22 protein-coding genes are annotated in these 20,375 nt (G+C 73.7%); 14 read left to right on the top strand and 8 right to left on the bottom strand.

Translation table 11 applies throughout. The annotated features are described in order from the left end of the window. The first annotated feature begins 15 nt into the window (after positions 1-15). Positions 16-1,656, top strand: coding sequence for a purple acid phosphatase family protein (locus tag ACXR2U_RS03785; protein WP_458823592.1), 1,641 nt, complete (start codon positions 16-18; stop codon positions 1,654-1,656). Between the two features lie 23 nt (positions 1,657-1,679). On the opposite strand, the gene ACXR2U_RS03780 is transcribed toward ACXR2U_RS03785, so the two are convergent. Then, positions 1,680-2,183: a hypothetical protein gene (locus ACXR2U_RS03780; protein WP_458823591.1), complete on the bottom strand. Its 504-nt coding sequence runs from the start codon at positions 2,181-2,183 to the stop codon at positions 1,680-1,682. 131 nt (positions 2,184-2,314) lie between these two features. Here ACXR2U_RS03780 and ACXR2U_RS03775 point away from each other — a divergent pair, with 131 nt between their 5' ends. The 9 genes from ACXR2U_RS03775 (at position 2,315) to ACXR2U_RS03735 (ending at position 11,413) form a co-directional block, all read left to right on the top strand. Then, a complete protein-coding gene (locus tag ACXR2U_RS03775; protein ID WP_458823590.1) occupies positions 2,315-3,307 on the top strand; it encodes an NAD-dependent epimerase/dehydratase family protein in 993 nt (330 codons plus the stop codon). A 119-nt stretch (positions 3,308-3,426) separates the two neighbouring features. Continuing rightward, complete coding sequence (locus ACXR2U_RS03770; RefSeq protein WP_458823589.1) at positions 3,427-4,254, top strand: amidohydrolase family protein; 828 nt, start codon at positions 3,427-3,429, stop codon at positions 4,252-4,254. Positions 4,255-4,300: 46 nt separating this feature from the next. After that, a complete protein-coding gene (locus tag ACXR2U_RS03765) occupies positions 4,301-4,831 on the top strand; it encodes an MSMEG_0572/Sll0783 family nitrogen starvation response protein (RefSeq protein ID WP_458823588.1) in 531 nt (176 codons plus the stop codon). A gap of 8 nt (positions 4,832-4,839) precedes the next feature. Next, positions 4,840-5,931: an MSMEG_0568 family radical SAM protein gene (locus ACXR2U_RS03760; protein WP_458823587.1), complete on the top strand. Its 1,092-nt coding sequence runs from the start codon at positions 4,840-4,842 to the stop codon at positions 5,929-5,931. A gap of 1 nt (position 5,932) precedes the next feature. Next, positions 5,933-7,342: an MSMEG_0567/sll0787 family protein gene (locus tag ACXR2U_RS03755; protein ID WP_458823586.1), complete on the top strand. Its 1,410-nt coding sequence runs from the start codon at positions 5,933-5,935 to the stop codon at positions 7,340-7,342. Between the two features lie 11 nt (positions 7,343-7,353). After that, the gene (locus ACXR2U_RS03750; protein ID WP_458823585.1) at positions 7,354-8,184 is read left to right on the top strand and encodes a carbon-nitrogen hydrolase family protein; all 831 of its coding nucleotides are present in this window, start codon (positions 7,354-7,356) and stop codon (positions 8,182-8,184) included. A 9-nt stretch (positions 8,185-8,193) separates the two neighbouring features. Further along, complete coding sequence (locus tag ACXR2U_RS03745) at positions 8,194-9,045, top strand: carbon-nitrogen hydrolase family protein (RefSeq protein WP_458823584.1); 852 nt, start codon at positions 8,194-8,196, stop codon at positions 9,043-9,045. After that, complete coding sequence (locus tag ACXR2U_RS03740; RefSeq protein WP_458823583.1) at positions 9,042-10,148, top strand: MSMEG_0565 family glycosyltransferase; 1,107 nt, start codon at positions 9,042-9,044, stop codon at positions 10,146-10,148. Before ACXR2U_RS03745 ends, ACXR2U_RS03740 begins: the two co-directional genes overlap by 4 nt. Positions 10,149-10,171: 23 nt before the next feature. Continuing rightward, positions 10,172-11,413 (top strand): MSMEG_0569 family flavin-dependent oxidoreductase, encoded by a 1,242-nt coding sequence (locus ACXR2U_RS03735; RefSeq protein WP_458823582.1) that lies wholly within the window; start codon positions 10,172-10,174, stop codon positions 11,411-11,413. On the opposite strand, the gene ACXR2U_RS03730 is transcribed toward ACXR2U_RS03735, so the two are convergent. From ACXR2U_RS03730 to ACXR2U_RS03710, 5 genes are read right to left on the bottom strand one after another with little or no spacing between them, the layout of a single operon-like run. Continuing rightward, complete coding sequence (locus ACXR2U_RS03730; protein ID WP_458823581.1) at positions 11,390-12,067, bottom strand: Pr6Pr family membrane protein; 678 nt, start codon at positions 12,065-12,067, stop codon at positions 11,390-11,392. The genes ACXR2U_RS03735 and ACXR2U_RS03730 overlap by 24 nt on opposite strands. 10 nt (positions 12,068-12,077) lie before the next feature. Beyond that, positions 12,078-13,205 (bottom strand): NAD(P)/FAD-dependent oxidoreductase, encoded by a 1,128-nt coding sequence (locus ACXR2U_RS03725; RefSeq protein WP_458823580.1) that lies wholly within the window; start codon positions 13,203-13,205, stop codon positions 12,078-12,080. Beyond that, positions 13,202-14,233, bottom strand: a complete 1,032-nt coding sequence (locus ACXR2U_RS03720) for an NAD(P)/FAD-dependent oxidoreductase (RefSeq protein WP_458823579.1) — start codon at positions 14,231-14,233, stop codon at positions 13,202-13,204. Before ACXR2U_RS03720 ends, ACXR2U_RS03725 begins: the two co-directional genes overlap by 4 nt. Next, positions 14,214-14,720 (bottom strand): isoprenylcysteine carboxyl methyltransferase family protein, encoded by a 507-nt coding sequence (locus tag ACXR2U_RS03715; RefSeq protein ID WP_458823578.1) that lies wholly within the window; start codon positions 14,718-14,720, stop codon positions 14,214-14,216. Before ACXR2U_RS03715 ends, ACXR2U_RS03720 begins: the two co-directional genes overlap by 20 nt. Then, a complete protein-coding gene (locus ACXR2U_RS03710) occupies positions 14,714-15,838 on the bottom strand; it encodes a type III polyketide synthase (protein WP_458823669.1) in 1,125 nt (374 codons plus the stop codon). Before ACXR2U_RS03710 ends, ACXR2U_RS03715 begins: the two co-directional genes overlap by 7 nt. Here ACXR2U_RS03710 and ACXR2U_RS03705 point away from each other — a divergent pair. Together ACXR2U_RS03705 and ACXR2U_RS03700 are read left to right on the top strand one after the other, a co-directional pair. After that, positions 15,834-16,643: a UbiA family prenyltransferase gene (locus ACXR2U_RS03705; RefSeq protein WP_458823577.1), complete on the top strand. Its 810-nt coding sequence runs from the start codon at positions 15,834-15,836 to the stop codon at positions 16,641-16,643. The two genes, ACXR2U_RS03710 and ACXR2U_RS03705, sit on opposite strands and share 5 nt — an antisense overlap. Before the next feature lie 32 nt (positions 16,644-16,675). Next, positions 16,676-17,293, top strand: a complete 618-nt coding sequence (locus ACXR2U_RS03700) for a YdeI/OmpD-associated family protein (RefSeq protein WP_458823576.1) — start codon at positions 16,676-16,678, stop codon at positions 17,291-17,293. Between the two features lie 9 nt (positions 17,294-17,302). On the opposite strand, the gene ACXR2U_RS03695 is transcribed toward ACXR2U_RS03700, so the two are convergent. Continuing rightward, positions 17,303-18,211 (bottom strand): LysR family transcriptional regulator, encoded by a 909-nt coding sequence (locus ACXR2U_RS03695; RefSeq protein WP_458823575.1) that lies wholly within the window; start codon positions 18,209-18,211, stop codon positions 17,303-17,305. A 97-nt stretch (positions 18,212-18,308) separates the two neighbouring features. Here ACXR2U_RS03695 and ACXR2U_RS03690 point away from each other — a divergent pair, with 97 nt between their 5' ends. After that, positions 18,309-19,121 (top strand): SDR family NAD(P)-dependent oxidoreductase, encoded by an 813-nt coding sequence (locus tag ACXR2U_RS03690; RefSeq protein ID WP_458823574.1) that lies wholly within the window; start codon positions 18,309-18,311, stop codon positions 19,119-19,121. 107 nt (positions 19,122-19,228) lie between these two features. Here the strand turns inward: ACXR2U_RS03690 and ACXR2U_RS03685 are convergent, their stop codons facing one another. Beyond that, entirely contained in the window at positions 19,229-19,858 is a 630-nt protein-coding gene (locus ACXR2U_RS03685; protein WP_458823573.1) for a hypothetical protein, read from the bottom strand. Between the two features lie 81 nt (positions 19,859-19,939). On the opposite strand from ACXR2U_RS03685, the gene ACXR2U_RS03680 reads away from it, so the two are divergent. Further along, on the top strand, positions 19,940-20,374 hold the full coding sequence (locus ACXR2U_RS03680; RefSeq protein WP_458823572.1) for a YciI family protein: 435 nt from the start codon (positions 19,940-19,942) through the stop codon (positions 20,372-20,374). Position 20,375 lies beyond the last annotated feature (1 nt).

The raw sequence follows: 20,375 nt of genomic DNA, 5'->3' as shown, positions 1-20,375 counted from the left end.
CGCGAGGATTCCGCCGTGTCCAGCGACGAATCCCTCCACGCCCACCCCGTGACCCGACGCAGTCTGCTCGCAGCGGCCGGCGCCGCCGCCGCGGTCGGCGCCATCGCCTCGACCGTCGGCCTGCCCGACGCCGAGGCCGCCCCGGTCAGCCCGGCCGGCCCGGCCACCGCCGACGCCTACCCGTACGCCGCCAAGCCGGGCAACCCGGTGACGACCCCGCGGGTCCAGGGCCTGCACCTGCAGTTCGGTGCCGACGCGTCCAAGCAGGTCACCGTCAGCTGGCACGCACTGCAGCCGGTGCGCAACCCGCGGGTGTACGTCGCGGTGAACGGTCAGCGCTCCCAGCGTGAGGTCGCCGCGACCGTTGCTGCCTACACCGATGCCAAGTCCGGCCAGGTCGTCTACGCCCACCACGCCAAGATCGGCGGGCTCACGGCCGCGACCGACTACGTCTACGCAGCGGTCCACGACGGCGCCCGCCCCGAACTGGGCTCGTTCCGCACGGCGCCGACGGGACGCAAGGCCTTCACGTTCACCAGCTTCGGCGACCAGGGCACCCCGACCCTCGGTCGTCGGTACGTGCCGCCGGCGGGCGTCTCGATCCCGAACCCGCCCTACGTCAACGACAACCTCGGGGGCCCGGCGGCCGGGGACACCACCGCGGGTGTCGAGCGGGTCGCCCCGCTGCTGCACCTGTTCAACGGCGACCTCTGCTACGCCAACCTCGCGAACGACCGTGTGCGCACCTGGTCGGACTTCTGGGAGAACAACAGCCGCAGCGCCCGCTACCGGCCGTGGATGCCCTCGGCCGGCAACCACGAGAACGAACTGGGCAACGGCCAGTACGGCTTCCGCGCCTACCAGACCTACTTCTCGATGCCCCCGGTCGCCGGTCAGAACGTCGACACGGCCGGGCTCTGGTACGCCTTCACCGTCGGGTCGGTGCGCTTCGTCAGCCTCAACAACGACGACGTCTGCTACCAGGACGGCGGCAACTCCTACGTCCGCGGCTACTCGCAGGGCGCCCAGAAGGCCTGGTTGGAGAAGGAACTGCGCACCACGCGGGCGAACCCGGCCATCGACTGGATCGTCGTGTGCATGCACCAGGTCGTCATCAGCACCGCCGACCAGTTCAACGGGGCCGACAAGGGCATCCGCGAGGAGTGGGTGCCGCTGTTCGACCGGTACGGCGTCGACCTGGTCGTCTGCGGCCACGAGCACCACTACGAACGCTCGCACGCCATCCGCGGCCAGCAGGACAACCAGACCCTCACCCCGATCCCGCGCACGACCGACCTGCGCACGGTTTCGACCGAGGCGGGCACGGTGCACATGGTCATCGGTGGCGGTGGGACGTCCGCGCCGTCCAACCAGTTGCTGACCACCCCGCCGACCTGCCGGGTCATCGTCGGGGTCGGCGACCCCGACCCGACCACCGGCAAGCGGCCGCCGGTCTACGTGTCGGAGCCCGCGGCGTGGTCCGCGAGCCGGGACGCCGCGCAGTCGTACGGGTTCGCGTCGTTCACCGTCGACCCGGGCAGCGAGCCGGGCGGGCTGACCAGCATCGCCGTGACCTACTGGGAGGTCACCGGACCGTACGGGCAGCTCCAGCCCTTCGAGCGGTTCACCCTCGAGCGTCACCGCCGCGACGGCTGAGGCCGGTCAGCGCGTCGTCGGTCTCACCACCGGCGCCGGGTGACGATGCGGGCGGTCTCGCGCAACTGCCAGGCGGCGACGACGAACACGGCGCCGGCGATCACGAACCAGCCGTCGGCGAGCGCCCCGACCGGCGCGACGTCCCCGCCGCTCATCGCGTCGGTGACGTCCTGCAGCAGACCGAGGCCGCCCCGCAGCAACCCGGCGACCCCGCCCACCAGGGCGAGGTGGACGAGGAACAGTCGGCGTCGGCCGCCGCCGGTCGGGGTCGACAGGAGGAACCCGACGACCCCGGCGAGCGCGAACACCACGCACGCGGCGAGGTCGTAGGCGAGGAAGGCCGGACGGCGGGCGATGTCGGCCACGCCGTCCGGCACGCCGACCCGCCCGCCCGCGGCCCAGTACCCGTGGACGGCGGCGAAGGCCCACGCCCACAGACCACCCGCCGCCGCCACCCGGCGGGCGAGCGGGACCGACACCCGCCGGTGGGGTGCCACGGGGGGTTCGCTCACGAGGGTCGCGGTCATGACGACGAGCGTGGCCGCCGGCGGGCTGCGACAGATCCGGGGCGACCCCCAGATCGTCCCGGAGTCGCCCCTGGCTTACGCCCGCCGCGTGACGGCTTGCCCGCGGCCACCGGATGCGGTCGGCTGGCCCCATGGGAGACGTGCTGGTGCTGGGCGGGACGCAGTGGCTCGGACGCGAGATCACGGCGCAGGCGGTGGCGCGCGGCCACACGGTGACGTGTCTCGCGCGCGGGGAGAGCGGCCGCCCGGCCGACGGGGTCGAGTGGGTGGCAGGCGACCGGTCGCGCCCGGACGCCTACGACGCGGTCGCCGGACGCCGCTTCGACCAGGTGGTCGACGTCTCCTGGCAACCGGGGTTCGTCCGTGGTGCGCTCACGGCGCTCGGGGACCGGGCCGCGCGCTGGACGTACGTGTCGTCCGGCAGCGTCTACGCCGACACCGCCACCCTCGACGCCGACGAGAGCGTCGCCCTCCACGATCCGATCACCGGCGACACCGCCGACCGTGAGCAGTACAGCGGCGCCAAGGTCGCGTGCGAGGAGGCCGTCACGGCCGCGGTGGGGGACCGGGCCCTGCTCGCCCGGGTCGGGCTCATCGGCGGACCCGGGGACCACACCGACCGCACCGGCTACTGGGTCGCCCGGGCCGCCCGCGCCCCGCAGGACCCGATGCTGGTGCCCGACTCCCCGTCGCTGTCGACGCAGGTGGTCGACGTCCGTGACCTCGCCGCCTGGCTGGTGCTGGTGGGCGAGACGGGCGCGACGGGGGCGGTGAACGCGTACGGGCCGGTGACGACCTTCGCCGACTGGATCGCCACGAGCCGCGAGGTCGGCGGCCACACCGGCGACGTCGTGACGGCCGGTCGTGACTGGTTGGTCGAGCACGGGGTGCAGGAGTGGGCGGGCGACGAGTCGCTGCCGGTGTGGATCGCGACGCCCGGCTGGGAGGGGTTCGCGGACCGCAACACCGACCGGGCCCTCGCACTCGGACTGGTCCACCGCCCGCGGGCGGACATGCTCGTCGACACCCTGCGCTGGGAGCGCGAGCAGGGGCTCGACCGCCCCCGCCGTGCGGGCCTGACCGCGAACCGCGAGGCCGACCTGATCGCCGCTCTGAGGGGCTGAGCAGCGCATCGTTGCAGAGCGCAACGGTGCGCACAATGTTGCGGGGATGAAACCCGCCGTTACCTCCGGGCGTTGCCGGTGGAACCAGAACGCAACACACCAGCCGTTCAGTAGTCCCCATGGGAGCCCCCACCACCCATGACGCCCACCGGCATCTCGGTGTGCTGCCGGCCCACCCGTTCTACGGCGGCCCGCCGATCCAGGCCGACACCACCGCCCGGGCGACCATCGACGACCTGGTCGCCGACCTCGACCGCGAGGGGGTCGAGCGCGCGCTCGTCCTGCCCAACTACGGGGTCCCCGACCACACCCTGAGCTTCGGCTTCAACGAGCTGGTCCTCGACGCCGCCGCCCGCGACGACCGGATCCGCTGCGGGTTGTGGACCTCGCCCCGTGGCGACGACGCCGACTCGACCGCGAAGGCGCTCTCCCTCGCCGCGGAACCCGGCGTGCGGGCCCTGAAGCTGAGCTTCCTGCTCGGGGGTCGGGTCGACGACCCCGACTGCGCCCCGCAGCTCGACGCCATCTTCGGCTGCGCCCGGCAGCACGACCTCGTCGTCCACGTGCACACCTCACCCGGCGCCGCGAGCGACATCGACGAGATCGGCCAACTGGTCGACCGCTACGGCGACGACGTCGCGATCCACCTCGTCCACCTCGGGGGCGGGATGAGCGGACACATGAAGCTGCTCGGCGGGCGGTTCTTCGACTGGATCGCCGCCGGGAAACGCGTCTACACCGACACCTCCTGGGCCATCGGTTTCGCACCCCGCTGGCTGGCGCAGGAGATCGAACGCCGCGGGCTCGGTGCGGACCGCGTGCTGTTCGCCTCGGACGAGCCCTGGGGCGACCACGCCGGCGAGTCTGCCCGGCTGGCCGCCGCCTTCGGCGACGGCGACCTGTTCCGCATGGCCACCCGCGAGAACTTCGAGAAGTTGTACGGCTGACGCCCCACGCGTCGGTCGCCACGCCCCACCCCACGAGGAGAACCAGATGACCGCCACGATCGACCAGGAATCCGTCGACGCCCAGGGCAAGATCTCGATCGACGAGATCGCTCACCCGAGCCTGCCGCAGGGCTCCACCATCTACGGCACCACCAAGGTCTTCCCGGACTACCAGGCCGAGGAGGGCGAGTCGTACTTCACGATGGTGCACGGCATCGCGCACGAGTCGTCGGTCAGCTTCGTCGCGATCCTGCAGGCCACCCGCGCGCTGCGGAAGGGCTTCCACTCCGCGATCTACTTCTACGGTCCCGGATCGCTGAACGCCCTCGCCACACGGGGTTTCCCGACCACCGGCAACGCGGCCTTCCCCGGTGAGCTCAACATCAACGACCAGCTCAAGACCTTCATCGCCGAGGGCGGCACGGTGTACGCCTGCCGCTTCGGGTTGTCCCTGCACGGCGCCCGCGAGGAGGACCTCATCGAGGGCGTCATCCCCACGCACCCGCTCGACGTCCAGGACGCGGTGATCCACTACGCCCGGAAGGGCGCGATCATCAACTCCACGTACATGTTCTGAGGCCGTTCGTGACCACGCCACCGGCGGCCGCGGGCGCGTCCGACCTCCAGCTGCGGGCGGAACTCGCCACGTCCGGCGTCCGGGTGCACGCACCCGTACGCCGGACGGGCGGGGCCGGCCCCACCGACGACGGTCACGTCGTGCTCATGGGGTTGCCGACCACCCTGCGCCGCACGGAGGACTCGCGGTTCACCCTCGACGGCAGCCGGCTGATCGCCGACGGCGTGGTGGTCGAGGACATCGAGGTCTCGGCGGTCCGGCGTCCGGCGTTCTACGACCTCGAGACGTCCGACGGCGTGGCCATGGACAAGATCGCGCGGCTGCACGGGCGTGACGTCCTCGCGACGACCACCATCCAGACCTGCACGCGCTACGGCCCCGAGGCGACCCGCTGCCGGTTCTGCGCCGTGGAGATGAGCCTGGAGTCGGGCGCGACGACCGCGGTCAAGACGCCCGCGCAGTTGGCCGAGGTCGCCGCGCGTGCGGTCGAACTCGACGGCGTCCGCTCGATGGTGATGACCACCGGCACCACGCCGGGCTCCGACCGCGGCGCGGCCCACCTGGAACGGTGCGTGCGCGCCGTGCTCGCGGCCGTCCCCGGTCTGCCGATCCAGGTGCAGTGCGAGCCGCCGGGCGACCTGTCCTGGATCGGGCGGCTGAAGGCGGCGGGCGCGACGGCCATCGGCATCCACGTCGAGGCGCTCGACGTGGACGTGCGCCGGCGGTGGACACCGGGCAAGGCCACGGTCCCGATGTCCGAGTACGAGGCGGCGTGGGACGAGGCCGTGCGGGTGTTCGGCCGCAACCGGGTCTCGACCTACCTGCTGGTCGGACTCGGCGAGGACCCCGACGAGCTCGTCGCCGGGTGCGCCTCGCTCATCGACCGCGGCGTCTACCCCTTCGTCGTGCCGTTCCGGCCGCACGCGGGCGCCCTGGCGGTCGACGTCGACGGGGCGTCCGCGCCCGATCCGGGTCTGGTCTTGTCGGTCACGACCCGGGTCGCCGCGTTGCTGCAGGCCGCCGGCATGCGAGGAGCCGACCAGGGAGCGGGCTGCGCCTCGTGCGGTGCGTGCGGGCTGCTGTCGGCGGCAGGAGGATGACATGACGGTTCAGAGGACTCCCGTGCTCGACGACGTCTGCACACTGTTGACCGGTGCAACGGTCCGGCCGGCGGCGTTCCTGGTCTCGGCCGAGGAACACCCGCCGGCCGACTACCTGGCGCTGCGTCGAACGGTGTTCGTCGACCGGTTTGGCCTGTTCGATCGCGACGACACCGACGACCACGACCGCTCGCCGCACACCGTGACGTTGGTGGCGCGCGCCGCCGACGGCACCGTGCTCGGCGGGGTCCGGCTGCACGCCCCGACCGGCGACCCGGCCCTCGGCTGGTGGCGCGGTGGGCGGCTCGCCGTCCGCGAGGACGCTCCGGCCGGCGTCGGCTCGGCGCTGGTCCGCGCCGCGTGCGCGACGGCCGAGAGCCTGGGCGCGTTGCGCTTCGACGCCCAGATCGTGCCCGCCAACCGGGCCTTCTTCGAACGGCTCGGCTGGACCGTGCTCGGGTCGGTCACGGCGCACGGCCGTGAACACCTCCACGTGGACTGGCCGGTCGCCCGCGTGCGCGCCCTGATCGAGGCGACCAAGGCGCCGCTCGCCGCGCTGCTCGACCCGCTCCGAGCCGCGGGCGGGCTGGGCGGGCCGGGCTTCGTCGGTGACGACGCCGCCCCGGTGGGCGACACGGTGTTCGCGAGCGTCGACGCGATCGTGCCCGCGATGGTGGAGCGGGACCCGGAGTGGGCGGGCTGGTGCGGCGTCCTGGTCGGAGCGGGCGACCTCGCGGCGATGGGCGCTCTCGGCACGGGTCTGCTCGACGCGTTGGGCAGCCCGGACGCCACGCACGCCGCGCGCGTGCTGGCCGGTCTCCGGCGCGGGTCCGACGCCTTCGGTCTGCCGGTCCTCGGTGGCCACACCCAACTCGGCGTGCCGCCCGCGCTGTCCGTGACGGCGTTCGGCCGCACCGCCCGGCCGGTGCGCGGCGGCGGTGGCCGGACCGGCGACACCGTCACCCTCACCGCCGACCTCGGCGGAGCGTGGCGCCCCGGTCACACCGGACGCCAGTGGGACTCCTCCACCGGCCGCACGAGGGACCAGATCGCGGCGATGACCTCGGTCGTCGCGCGGACCCAGCCCCACGCCGCCAAGGACGTCAGCATGGCGGGCGTCATCGGCACCCTCGGGATGCTGGCCGAGGCGAGCGGGACCGGGGCCGTCCTCGACGTCGCCGCGACACCGCGACCGGCGAGCGCGCTCGCCGGTGACTGGCTCACCTGCTTCCCCGGCTTCGGCATGCTCACCACCGACGAAGCCGGTCGGGGGGTGGCCCCGGCGGGTCCCGCGGTGTCGGTCGCCTGCGGCGAACTGACGGCGGCGCCCGGCGTGCGCTTGCGCTGGCCCGACGGCGTGGTCACCGTCGCGGTGCCGGGCGGAGTCACCGGGCTCGGAGCGGCCGCGTGAGGGCCGCGGCGGTGGCGGCCCCGTTCGACCGCGACCTCGACGGCGACCTCGCCCGGATCGGCGAGCTGACCGCGGCGGCGCGCGCCCAGGGAGTCGACCTGCTCGTCCTGCCGGAGGCGGCGCTCGGGGGGTACGTCGCGAGCCTCGCGCACGAACACACCGGCGACATCAAGGAATCCGGCATGCCACCCGCGCTCGACGTCGACGGTCCCGAGGTCAAGGCCGTCGCCGACCTCGCGGGCGACATGGTCGTCACCGTCGGGTTGTGCGAGCGCGACGGCGACGTCCTCTACAACACCGCCGTGGCCGTGCACGCCGGCGAGGTCATCGGCGTGCACCGCAAGGTGCACCAGCCGCTCGGCGAGAACCTCCTGTACTCGCCGGGGGAGTCGTTCGCGGCGTTCGACAGTCCGGTCGGCCGGCTCGGCATGCTCATCTGCTACGACAAGGCGTTCCCGGAGGCGGCGCGCGCCCTCGCGCTCGACGGCGCCCAGATCGTCGCCTGCCTGTCGGCGTGGCCCGCCGGCCGCACCGCCGCGACCCCCGACCTCGCCGACGACCGGTGGCTGCGGCGCTTCGACCTGTTCGACCGGGCCCGGGCGCTGGAGAACCAGATCGTGTGGGTGGCGTCGAACCAGTCCGGCACGTTCGGCTCGCTGCGGTTCGTCTGCAGCGCCAAGGTCGTCGACCCCGGCGGTGACGTGGTCGCGGCCACCGGGGTGGCACCGGGCATGGCCGTCGCCGAGGTCGATGTCGACGCCGCCCTCGGCACGGCCCGTCGCGCGATGTTCCACCTTCGCGACCGCCGCCCCGACGTCTACCCCGCCCCGGCCGCGGTCTGAGGTCCGGGCGTGGGCGTGATCGGACTGGCCGCGGCCTGCGGTCACTTCCACCACGACCACGAGCGCAACCTCGCGCGCGTGGCGACGATCATCGGCCACGCCCGTGACGCCGGGGCCCAGGTGCTGGTGCTGCCGCACGCGACGCTCGGGGGCTACGTCAGCGACCCGTCGGGGCAACTGGCCGACGAACCGCCACCCGAACCGGACGCCCTGCCCGCCGACCACCCGGTGTTCGGGCGTATCGCCGCCCTGGCCGGCGAGATGGTCGTGTGCCTCGGGTTCACCGAGGTCGACGGCGACCGGTTCCACAGCACCGCCGTCTGCCTCGACGGTGACGGCGTGCTCGGACGTCACCGCAAGCTGCACCTGCCGCCGGGCGAGGCCGTGACGTTCAGCGAGGGCGACCGGCTCGCCGCGTTCGACACCCCGGTCGGCCGCATGGGCATGCTCGTCGACTACGACAAGACCTTCCCGGAGACCGCGCGGTCGCTCGCGCTCGACGGCGCGACGGTGCTCGCGGTGCTGTCGGCGTGGCCCGCGAGCGTGACGCGCCGGGCGGCGACGTTGGTGCACGACCGGCAGACCCGGCTGTTCGACCTCTACGACCAGGCACGGGCGGCGGAGAACCAGGTGGTGGTCCTCTCGTCGAACCAGAGCGGTGGGGTCGGGCGGCAACGCTTCGTCGGCTCCGCCAAGGTCGTCGGCCCCGGCGGTGAGGTGCTGGCCTCGACCGGCGCGCGTGGCGGTCTCGCCGTCGCGGCCATCGACGTCGCGCACGAGGTCGAACGGGCCCGCCGGGTGCTGTTCCACCTCAAGGAGCGGCGACCGGACGTGTACGAGCAGCGGGGGATCGGGTCGTGAGGATCGCGTTGCTGACCTACTCGACCAAGCCGCGTGGCGGGGTCGTCCACACCCTGGCGTTGGCCGAGGCCCTGGTGCGGGCCGGCGCGGAGGTCGACGTGTGGTCGCTCGCCCGAGGCGGTGACACCGGGTTCTACCGTGCCGTCGACCCGGGGGTCGGGATCCGCCTCGTGACCTTCCCCGACGGCCCGGCCGAGGAATCGGTCGGCGAGCGGATCGTCCGCTCGATCGCCGTGCTGCGCGAGGCGTTCTGCGCGTCGGCGTACGACATCGTGCACGCGCAGGACTGCATCTCGGCGAACGCGGTCGACCGGCCGGTGCGCACCGTCCACCACCTCGACGCGTTCACCACTCCGCAACTGGTCGCGTGCCACGCCCGCGCGTTGCGCGACCCGGTCGCGCACCTGACGGTCTCGCACGCGGTGGCCCGGCAGCTGGCCGACGAGTGGGACATCCGCGCGCAGGTCATCCCCAACGGGGTCGACGCCGCGCGCTTCGCCGCGGCGGCGGCCGACGACGCCGACGCGGCGCTGGGGCGCTGGGAGTGGGAACAGCGGTTCGGCCGGTACGTGCTCGCCGTCGGCGGTATCGAACCCCGCAAGGGAACCGCCGACCTGGTCGAGGCGATGGCGGTGTTGCAACGCTCCCGGCCGGACGTCCCGCTCGTGGTCGCCGGTGGCGAGACGTTGTTCGACTACCGCGACTACCGCCGCGGGATCGACGCACTCGTCGACCGGCTCGGGGTGCGGGTCGAGATCCTCGGAACGGTGGCCGACGACGCTCTCCCGGCGTTGGTGGCCGGTGCCGGCGCGTTCGCCTTCCCCTCCCTGGCCGAGGGGTTCGGCCTCGCCGCGATGGAGGCCCTGGCGGCGGGCGTGCCACTGGTGTGCCGGGACCTGCCGGTCTTCCGCGAACTGTTCGCCGACTCCGCCCGCTTCGCCGGTACCCCCGCGGGCATCGCGGCCGCGCTCGGATCAGCGTTGTCGGTCCCCGACCCGGAGCGTGAGCAGGCGGGCCGCCGGGCCGCCGCCGCCCACACCTGGGACCGCGCGGCGCGGGCGCACCTGGACTTCTACCGCGCCCACCGGCGCGTTCCCGCCTGACCGTTCGACGAGGAGGCTTTGCGATGGAGTACACCGACGTCGTCGTGGTGGGCGGTGGCCAGGCCGGGCTCGCGATGAGCCGGCAACTGGTCGACCGCGGGGTCGACCACGTCGTGTTCGAACGCGACACCGTCGGCCACGAGTGGGCCGACCGGCGGTGGGAGTCGTTCTGCCTGGTCACACCCAACTGGCAGTGCGACCTGCCGGGATTCCCCTATGCCGGCGGGGATCCCGACGGCTTCATGCTCCGGGACGAGATCGTGGCGTTCCTGCGGGCGTACCGGGCGTCCTTCGACCCGCCGGTCCGCGAGGGGGTGGCCGTGACCTCGGTGCGGCGCGCGGCCGACGGCGGGTTCGACCTCACGACGTCCGCGGGGGAGTGGCACGCCTCGAGCGTCGTGGTCGCCACCGGCGGCTACCACACCCCGCGGTTGCCGCGCCTGGCCGATCGACTCCCCGCCGGGGTCGTGTCGGTGCACTCGTCCGCCTACCGCTCGCCGGAGGCGCTGCCGCCCGGGGCCGTCCTGGTGGTGGGGACCGGCCAGTCCGGCGCGCAGATCGTCGAGGACCTCCACGTCGCCGGGCGTGACGTCCACGTCGCGGTCGGCAGTGCACCCCGGGTGGCGCGTCGTCACCGTGGTCAGGACGTCATGAAGTGGCTGTTCGACAACGGTTACTACGGCATGCCGGTGCACGAGCACAGCCAGGGCGAGCGGGTGCGGTTGCAGGCCAACCACTACGTCACCGGCCGCGACGGCGGCCACGACCTCGACCTGCGGGCCTTCGCCCGTGACGGCGTCACCCTGCACGGCCGGCTCCTCGACGTCGAGGACGGCCGGGCCCGGTTCGCGGGCGACCTGGCCGCGAACCTCGACCACGCCGACGACGTGTACAACGGCATCAACGCCAACATCGACGGCTGGATCGCTGCACAGGGCATCGATGTGCCGGCGGCGGAGCCGTACCGCCCCGTGTGGCACCCGCCGGTGGATCAGCCGGCCGAGCTCGACCTGGTCGCGGCGGGCATCGGGGCGGTCGTGTGGTCGACGGGCTACACCCGCGACTACGGCTGGATCGAGGTCCCGGCGTTCACCGGTCGCGGCTACCCGCAGCACCTGCGCGGCGTGTCGTCGCAGCCGGGCCTGTTCTTCCTCGGCCTGCCGTGGTTGTGGACGTGGGGGTCGGGACGTTTCCTCGCCGTGGCTGACGACTCCGCCTTCCTGGCCGACCGGATCGTCGCGTCAGAGCGGGTCGCGGCCGCCTAGGCGCGGGTCCGGATCGGGGGCCGGGCCGGGCCCCCGCACCGACGCCGCGCGGCGGCGCCCGATCTCGACCACGGCGAGCGAGAGCAGCAGCATCATCAGCGCCAACACGACGCAGGTGAGCAGGACGTGGAAGTAACCCTTGGTCTCCGCGTTGAGGAACGGATACGGGTACCAGCCGGTGATCTCGCCCCGGGCGAGCGAGTACCCGAGGTAGACGAGCGGGAACAGCAGGAACAGCACGGCCCGCGAACGCGGGAGGGTCCGCAGCGGCGGCACGAGCAGCCAGTCGAGCAGCACGAGGATCGGCACGATGAGGTGCAGGAGTTCGTTGCAGGTGTGGCCGAGGACCGTGGGCTCGATGCCGACGTCGATGCCGCGCAGCATCAGGTTGTAGACCACGCCGGTGATGACGATGTAGAGGGTCGTGGCTCCCCGCAGGCCCTCGGTGGCGAGGGCCGCGGTCGGCACCGCCGCGAGCCCGAGCATGACGACGGCGGCGAGGACGTTGGACTCCACCGTGAAGTAGGAGAAGAAGTTCGCCGCCGTGAAGCCGGGCTTGTCGTTGCTGCCGACCAGGGTCCCGATCAACGCGAACAGGCCGAGCGCGCCGATGACGGCGCGGCCGGCACGTACGCCGCCCCTCGTCGGGTCCACGGGCGTGAACCTACCGGCCGCCACTCGGAACGGCGGCGCGGGCGATGGCCCCGGCCGTGCGCAGGTCGAACCGGCCGTCGCCCAGCGCGAGGTCGACGACGGTGTCGAACGGGCCCTGGGCCGCGCGGGCCGCGCGCACGCCGGCGTCGAGGAACCAGGGGCGGCGGCACAGGCGGGCCACGAGATCGGTGTGGCGCAGGTGCGTCCCGAGACGTTCGGTCAGGCGTCGCCGCAGCGCCGCCCCGGCGCCGGCACCGTGCACGGCGGCCTCGCCCGCGAGCGCTCCGGACACCGCGGCGTAGAAGATGCCTTCGCCGGAGATGGGGTTGACCAACCCGGCGGCGTCACCGGCGAGCAGGACCCGGCCATCGGGTTGACGCGGTCGGCCGGTCGAGAGCGGCAGCCGGTGACCACGGATGCGTTCGGGTTCGACGCCCGGGATCAGGGCCCGCATCCGTTCGACCAGCGTGGTCCGGGTCGGCGGTGCACCCTGCAACAGTTCGCCGTAACCGACGTTCGACCAGCCGTCGCCGATCGGGAACGACCAGCCGTACGCCGGCCAGTGCTGGGCGGTCAGCGAGAGGTACTGCTCGCCGGGGTTCGTGGTGTCACGGGCGTAGCCCCGGATCGCGAGGGCCACCGTGCCCGCACGGGGCGGCCCGACCCCCACCCGGCGACGCACCACCGACTCGGCGCCGTCGGCACCGATCACCACCCGCGCGGTCATGTCGTCGACCCGGACGTCCCGCACGCCGGCGCTGACCTCGCGGACGTGGTGACGCCGGAGGGTGACCCCGGCCGCGAGGGTGGCTTGGAGCAGGCGGTGGTCGAAGTCCTGGCGGCGCACCACCCAGCCGGTGTCGCGCGTGTCCCGGCGCACCTGCTCGCCGCCCGGCGAGCGCAGGCGCAGCGACGTGATCGGTGCGCTGCCGCGCAGCAGGTCGGCCCGGTCGACCCCGAGGCCCTCGTAGACGGCGAGCGCGTGCGGGGCGATGCCGTCGCCGCAGACCTTGTCGCGCGGGAAGTCGGCGCCGTCGACGATCGTGACGTCGAGGCCCAGGCGGGACGCCGCCAGGGCGGCGGCGCAGCCCGCGGGGCCGGCGCCGACGACCAGGACGTCGGTGTCGGGTGTGCTCACGTCGCCAGCCTGCCCACGACAGCGGTGAACAGCCACGGGGCGCGCTCGGCGAGTGGGACGACCTGGCGGGCGAGGGCCGGCTGCCGGCGCACGGCGAGCAGACCGCGGGTCAGCACGCGCGGCACCCGCGAGGTGCGACGCCACCGGCGCTCGTACCGTTCCGGGGTCCCGGCGACGAGACAGTCCACCAGGTCGGCCGCGGTGGCGAAGCCGATGGCGAGGCCCTCGCCGGTGAGGGCGTCGACGTAGCCCGCGGCGTCGCCGACCAGCAGCACGCGACCGTGGGCACGACGTGACACGTCCTGCCGCAACGGCCCCGCGGCACGGTCACGGGACGCGACCGTTGCTCCCTGCAACCGCTGGTGCAGCTCGGGGAACGCGGCCAGGTGTTCGTCGAAACCCGCTCGGCGTTCCGAGAGCACGGCCACGCCCACCAGGTCGTCGGCCACGGGCGTCACGTACGCCTCGCTGTCGTCGGCCCAGGTGACCTCGACGGTGTCGGTCCACGGCGCGACCCGGTAGTGCCGCCGCCACCCGTACCGCGCGCGCGGCGCCTTGGTGGGTTCGGCGCCGACCAGGCGACGGACGGGCGAGTGCAGGCCGTCGGCGGCGACGACCCACCGGGCCGTGCGGTCGCCGAGACGCGCGGCGTCCGGCTCGAGACGTAGGTCGGCGGCGTCGGCCGTCAGGACGGGGACGCCGGCGTCCGCGACGGCGTCACGCAGGGTCTGCGACAGCGCGGTGCGGCGAACGCCGCGGCCGGGGCCGTGACGGAACCGGGCTGTGGCGACGTGCTCGCCCTGGCGGTACGCGATGCCGGTGAACGGTCGGCCGGGCGGGTCGACCCCGAGTTCGGCCAGCGCGCGCAACGCCCCGGGCATGAGGCCCTCACCGCAGGCCTTGTCCTGCACGCCGTCACGGCGGTCGACCACGGCGACGTCCAGCCCCGCCCGGCGCGCCCGCAGTGCGGTCACCAGGCCGACCGGCCCGGCGCCCACGACGAGGACGTCAAGCGGTGACGAGGGCACGGTTCTCGATCCGGACGCGGACGGTGAGCAGGACGGCGTTCGCCACGGTGAACACCACCGCGGTGATCCACGCGCTGTGCACGAGCGGGAGCGCGGCACCTTCCGCCACCACCGCGACGTAGTTCGGGTGCTTGAGGAAGCGGTACGGCCCACCCGCCTGGAGGTCCAGCCCGGGCACCACGACGACGCGCGTGTTCCACTGCGGGCCGAGGGTGCGGATGCACCACCACCGCAGTGCCTGCGAGGCGAGGACGACCGCGAACATCGACCATCCCAGCGCCGGGACGAACGGCCGGTCACCCAGCCACACCTCGAGCAGGCACCCGGCGAGCAGACCGGTGTGCAGGAAGACCATGACCGGGTAGTGGGAGAAACCGAACTCGCGGCCGCCCCGCTCGAGCGCCCACGCCATGTTCCGTTTCGCGACCACCAGTTCGGCGAGTCGCTCGACCCCGACGGCCAGGACCAGGACGGTGTAGATCACCACTGGACGAGCACCAGCTCGGAGCAGAAGCCGGGGCCCATGGCCATGACGACGCCCCAGTCGCCGGGTGCGGCCGGTCGGTCGCGGAGGGTGTCGCGCAGGACGTGCAGGACCGAGGCGGACGAGAGGTTGCCCACCCGGTCGAGGGACTCCCACGTGACACCGAGGTCGTCGTGGTCGAGAGCCAGGGTGCACTGGATGGCCTCGATGACCTTCGGCCCGCCCGGGTGGCAGATCCACCGCGCGACGTCGTCCAGCTGCAGGCCGTGGTCGGCGAGCAGGCCGCCCACGTCGTCGCCGAGGTAGGTGCGGACGAGGTCGGGGACCTCGGCACCCAGCACGATCTTCAGGCCGGTGCCGCCGACGTCCCACCCCATCGCCCGCTCGGTGTCGGGGTAGAGGTGCGAGCGGGTGTCGACCACGCGGGGGCCGGCCGTGCCGGCCGCGCGGTTCGCGCCGACCGCGACGACCGCGGCGGCGCCGTCGCCGAACAGGCCGCTCGCCACCATGTTGGCCGCGCTCGGGTCGGACCGTTGCACGGTCAGCGAGCACAACTCGACCGAGACGAGCACGGCGACGTCGTCGGGGTGGCCGAGCAGGTGGTCGTGCAACCGCGCGATGCCGGCGGCGCCCGCCACGCAGCCCAGCCCCATCATCGGCACCCGTTTGACGTCGGGACGCATGCCGAGCTTGCCGGCGATACGGGCGTCGAGCGACGGGATGGCGAAGCCGGTGACGGTCGTCGAGACGACGAGGTCGACGTCGTCCGGCTGCAGCCCGGCCTCCTCGAGCGCGCCCGCGACGGCGTCGCACCCGAGGCCGACGGCGACGTCGAGGAACGCGTCGTTGGCGCTGGTGAACCCGTCGAGGTGTTCGTAGCGTTCGATCGGGAGCGCGAGGTGGCGGGTGCGGACGCCCGCGTTGCCGTGGATGCGCGCGGCGACCGCCCGCGAGCGTCCCTCGGGCAGGCACAGGCGGGCGAACAGGGCGGTGAGCTCGGCCTGGTCGTACCGGTGTGGCGGGAGGACCCCGTGGACCGCGGCGAGCGACGTCACCCCGACCACGGTACGGGCCTTGAACGTGTTCGACGCCCCTGGACCCTCTACCTTTCTCGCTGTGATCCGGGCGTTGGCTCTCGCGTGTCACCCCGGCCCCACGGTGGCGGTGACGCTGCTGGCCGTCCTGCTGGGATTGGGGGTGGGACTCGGGGCCGGTGACGTCGTCCTCCTGGGCGCGGCGGTGTCGACCGGGCAGCTCGCGATCGGGTGGACCAACGACGCCGTCGACGCCGAACGCGACCGGGTGGCGGGTCGCCGCGACAAGCCGGCCGCCCGCGGTGCGGTGTCGGTCGGCGTCCTGCGGGCGGCGGTGGCGGTGGCCCTCCCGGCGACCCTCGTGCTCTCGTTCCTGCTCGGGTGGCGGGCGGCGCTGGCGGCGCTCACCCTCGTCGCCGCCGGCATCGCCTACGACCTCGGGCTGAAAGCGACGTGGTGGTCGGGCGCCGCGTACGCCGTGGGCTTCGGCGCGCTGCCGTGCGCCCCGTACCTGGCCCTGCCGGGTCACCCCGCGCCGCCGTGGTGGGCGCCGGTGACCGGCGCCCTGCTCGGCCTGGCCGCTCACGTCGGCAACGTCCTGCCCGATCTCGACGACGACATCGCCGCCGGTGTGCGCGGGCTGCCGCACCGGATCGGCGTGGGCCCGAGCCGGGCGCTGCTCGGTGTCGCCCTGGTCGGAGCCGGGCTCGCCGCCGTGGTGGGCTCGTCGTCCCTCGCCCGTCCCGTGGCGGTCGCAGGCCTGGTCGTGGTGGTGCTCGGCTCGGCCGCGGCGTTGGCGACGGCGGTGCGGCGCCCGTCCTCGGTCGTGACCTTCTACCTCGTGGTGGTCGTGGCCCTGGTCGACGTCGTGCTGTTCGTGCTCGCGGCCTGACGACGTCCGACGGTCGTGGCAGGCTGCCCGCCATGGCCGGGGGTTCGAGCATCCAGGACACGCCGGAACTGCTGGTGCCCGACGTCGCCGCGTGGCGCGGGTGGCTCGAGCGCAACGCCGAGACGGGGTCGGCGGTCTTCCTCGTGCTGGCCAAGAAGGGGCACACCGAGCCCACGTCGCTGACCTACGCCGAGGCGCTCATGGAGGCGTTGTGCCACGGCTGGATCGACGGCCAGGTCCGGCGGCGTGACGACGCCACCGTGAACCAGCGGTTCAGCCCGCGGGGGCCACGCAGCATGTGGTCGGCACGCAACGTCGGCTACGTCGCGCAACTCGAGGCCGAGGGCCGGATGGCCGCGCGGGGGCGGGCCGAGGTCGAGAAGGCGAAGGCCGACGGCCGCTGGGACGTCGCGTACGCCGGCCCCGCGACCATGCAGGTCCCGGAGGACTTCGCCGCGGCGGTCAGGGCGAACCCGCGGGCGCAGGCGATGTTCGACGTGCTCACCAGCCAGAACCGGTTCGCGCTGCTGCACCGACTGGGCCAGCTCAAGACCGCCGCCGCCCGCGAACGACGCATCGTCCAGTACGTCGACATGCTCGCCCGTGGCGACACCGCGTACCCCCAGAAGCGCGGCCACCCGGACGACTGAGGCCCGGTCTCAGGCGTCGGCGATCTCACGGGCCACGGCCACCAGCGCGCGGCGCAGCGCGGCCCCGGCGTGACCGAGTTCGGCGGCGTGGGCGAGCAGCAGCCCACCGCCGCCCCGTTCCGGGTCGTCGACGTCGAGCGTGACCACGTCGTCCGGCACCGTCCCCGCGACCAGCGACGGGACGGTCGTGATCCCGAGACCGGCGGCGACGAACGCGAGTCGGGCGTGCCAGTCGGCGAGCCGGACCACGACGGTCGGATCGTCGAGGGTCGGCCACGGGCCGAACTGCGGTTCGCCCCGCACCCCGCGGCCGGCCACCCACTGCTCACCGGCGAGCTCACCCACCGGCACCCGCTCGAGGTGGGCCAGGCGGTGGTGTCGGCTCACGGCGACCTGCAACCGGCCGGACGGCAGCCGTTCGGTGAGCAGGCCGGCGAGGTCCTCGGCGGACGTCGCGACGGTGGCCGCGACCACCGCCAGGTCGAGGCGGCCGGCTCGCAGGCGCCGCAGGAGCACCGGTGTCGGACCTTCGGCGAAGGTGACCGCGAGGGTCGGGTGTTCCGCCCGTAACCGCGCGAGGGCCCCCGGTACGAGGTGGGCCGCCGTGGCGGGGAAGCCGCCCAGAGCAAGTGCACCGTGCAACGGTTGCGCGAGGTCGTCGAGTTCACGCTCGGCGACGTCGAGTTGGTCGAGCACGGCCGTCGCCCGCCGCGCGAGGCGTGACGCCGCTTTTGTCGGCCGCACGCCACGGGCCTGCCGCTCGAACAGGGTCACGCCCGCCGCGTGTTCGAGAGCGGCCACCTGCTTCGACAGCGCCGACTGGGTGAAGCCGAGAGCCTCGGCGGCCTCGGTGAACGAGCCGGTCTCGAGCACCGCGAGCAACGCGCGCAGCAGCTGCGGGTGGACGTCGAGAGCCATGGGTCCATCATGCCGCCTCGGAATGGCTCGCGCGACGACCATTCGCTGGCGGCAGGCGTCCCGCCGGGTGACAGTGGTACGGGAGAGGAGTCACACCATGGACACGAGCAGGATCTGGTTCGTCACCGGCACGTCGAGCGGCTTCGGCCGGCTCTGGACCGAAGCCGCGTTGGAACGCGGCGAGCGCGTGGTCGCCACCGCGAGGAACCCCGGACAGCTCGACGATCTCGTCGAGCGGTTCGGCGACCGGGTGCTGCCGCTGCGCCTCGACGTCACGGACAGGACGGCGGTGTTCGCCGCCGTGGACACCGCGGTGGAGCGGTTCGGCCGTCTCGACGTCGTCGTGAACAACGCGGGCTACGGGCACTTCGGCATGGTCGAGGAGCTCACCGAGCCCGAGCTGCGGAGCCAGCTCGAGACCAACTTCTTCGGTGCCGTGTGGGTCACGCAGGCGGTACTGCCGGTGCTGCGACGCGGCGGCGGCGGTCGGCTGCTGCAGGTCACCAGCGAGGGCGGCGTGCGGGCGTTCCCCGGTATCGGCGCCTACCACGCGTCGAAGTGGGCGTTGGAGGGGATCTCGGAGTCGCTGCGACAGGAGGTCGCGGCCTTCGGCGTCCGCGTCACCTGCGTCGAGCCCGGCCCGTACGCCACGGACTGGCTCGCGCGGGGCTCGCGCCGCAGCGCCAAACACGCCGACTACGCCGAGGTGCGGGAGGCGACCGCCCCCACGTTCGAGATCGGCGACCCGACGGCCACGAAGGCCGCGGTGCTGGAACTGGTCGACGCCCCCGAGCCGCCGGCCCGGTTGGTGCTCGGCCGGGTGGTCCCGGAGATCGTCGCCGACGTCGAGGCCCGGATCGCGACCTGGCGGGCGTGGGAACCGGTGTCGGAACGGGCGTTCGGCGCCTGAGCGACCGCCGACCGTCGCCGTCACCGTCACGGAGTCGGCGTCCCGGTCGGGGTCACCGGGTCCTCCACGCCGTCAGTGCCGCGACCGCAAACTGCCGCAGGGCCAGCTCAGGACACCGCGGCGGCCACGTCGGACCCGATGAGCTCGGCGGTCAGCGTCGCCTTGGTCTGCGCGATCTGCACCTGGACCACCGTCGTCGCCTTCCGGAACGTGTAGGCGCTGTCCTGGCCGCCGTCCTCGGGCAGGAAGTCCGTGACGAAGGAGATGCCTTCGTCCACACCCGTCGCCGGGTTGCTGTACGCCGCGGGGTCCGCCTCGGTCGAGACCACCATCGCGTTGTGGGCGGCGGTGGTGTCGGCGAACCGGCTGACGGTGATCGCGATGACCGGGACGGTCGGTGGCGGCAGGTGTTCCGACGACGCGAGCGGCCCACTCGCCGGGTAGAACGTGCAGCCGACCGGGCGCCCGTCGCTGGTCGACACCGTCACCCGGCCCAGACGTTCGCCGAGGTCCTCGAGAGCCTTCGCCGTGGGCAGGAGCGGGCAGGTGCCGTCGGCCGTCGTCGTGGGGCCCGCGACCACGGCCGTGGTCGGGGGTGGGCTGGAGGACGCGCGCACGGTCGAGGCGGCGGTGGTCGGGGTGGGTGTCGACGTGGTGTCGGGCACCGCCTCCGTGCAGCCGGCGAGGGTCAGGGCGACGGTCACGCCGATGAGGGCGGACCAGGTCGGACGGCGCACGCCGAGCAGTATCCGCAGCCGTCGCTGAGGACTGCCCGGGCACCGCCACGGTCCGGGTGTCGGATCCGGGCCGCGCCGTTCGTGGAGCATGTGGGCGGCGTCCGCCGCCCGAACGTCGACGACGAGGAGATCCCCGTGCCGCAGTACCTGATCATGTTCAACGACGAGTGGGTTCCCGAGCACACCCCGGAGCAGTTGCAGGCCAAGGGCGTGGCGTCCCGCGAGGTCGTGGGGGAGATGCGCTCGGCCGGGGTGCTGGTCTACACCCACGGCGGCATCGACGCTTCGACGGCGCTGTTCAGCGCGGTCGCCGACGGAGATTCCCCTGTGTTCTCCGATGGTCCCTACGTCGAGACCAAAGAGCACCTCGGCGGGTTCTGTGTCGTGGAGGTCGAGGACGACGCGGCGGCGCGCTACTGGGCGGGCCGGCTCGCCGTCGCGCTGGACTGGCCGCAGGAGGTGCACCGGTTCCGCGGTCGGGGCCACGAACGCGGCGACGTCGCGCCGACGACCTGAT

Source organism: Jatrophihabitans sp. YIM 134969 (assembly GCF_054456675.1).
The sequence above is the reverse complement of the archived record's forward strand: the minus strand, read 5'-3'. Positions and strand labels throughout refer to the sequence as shown.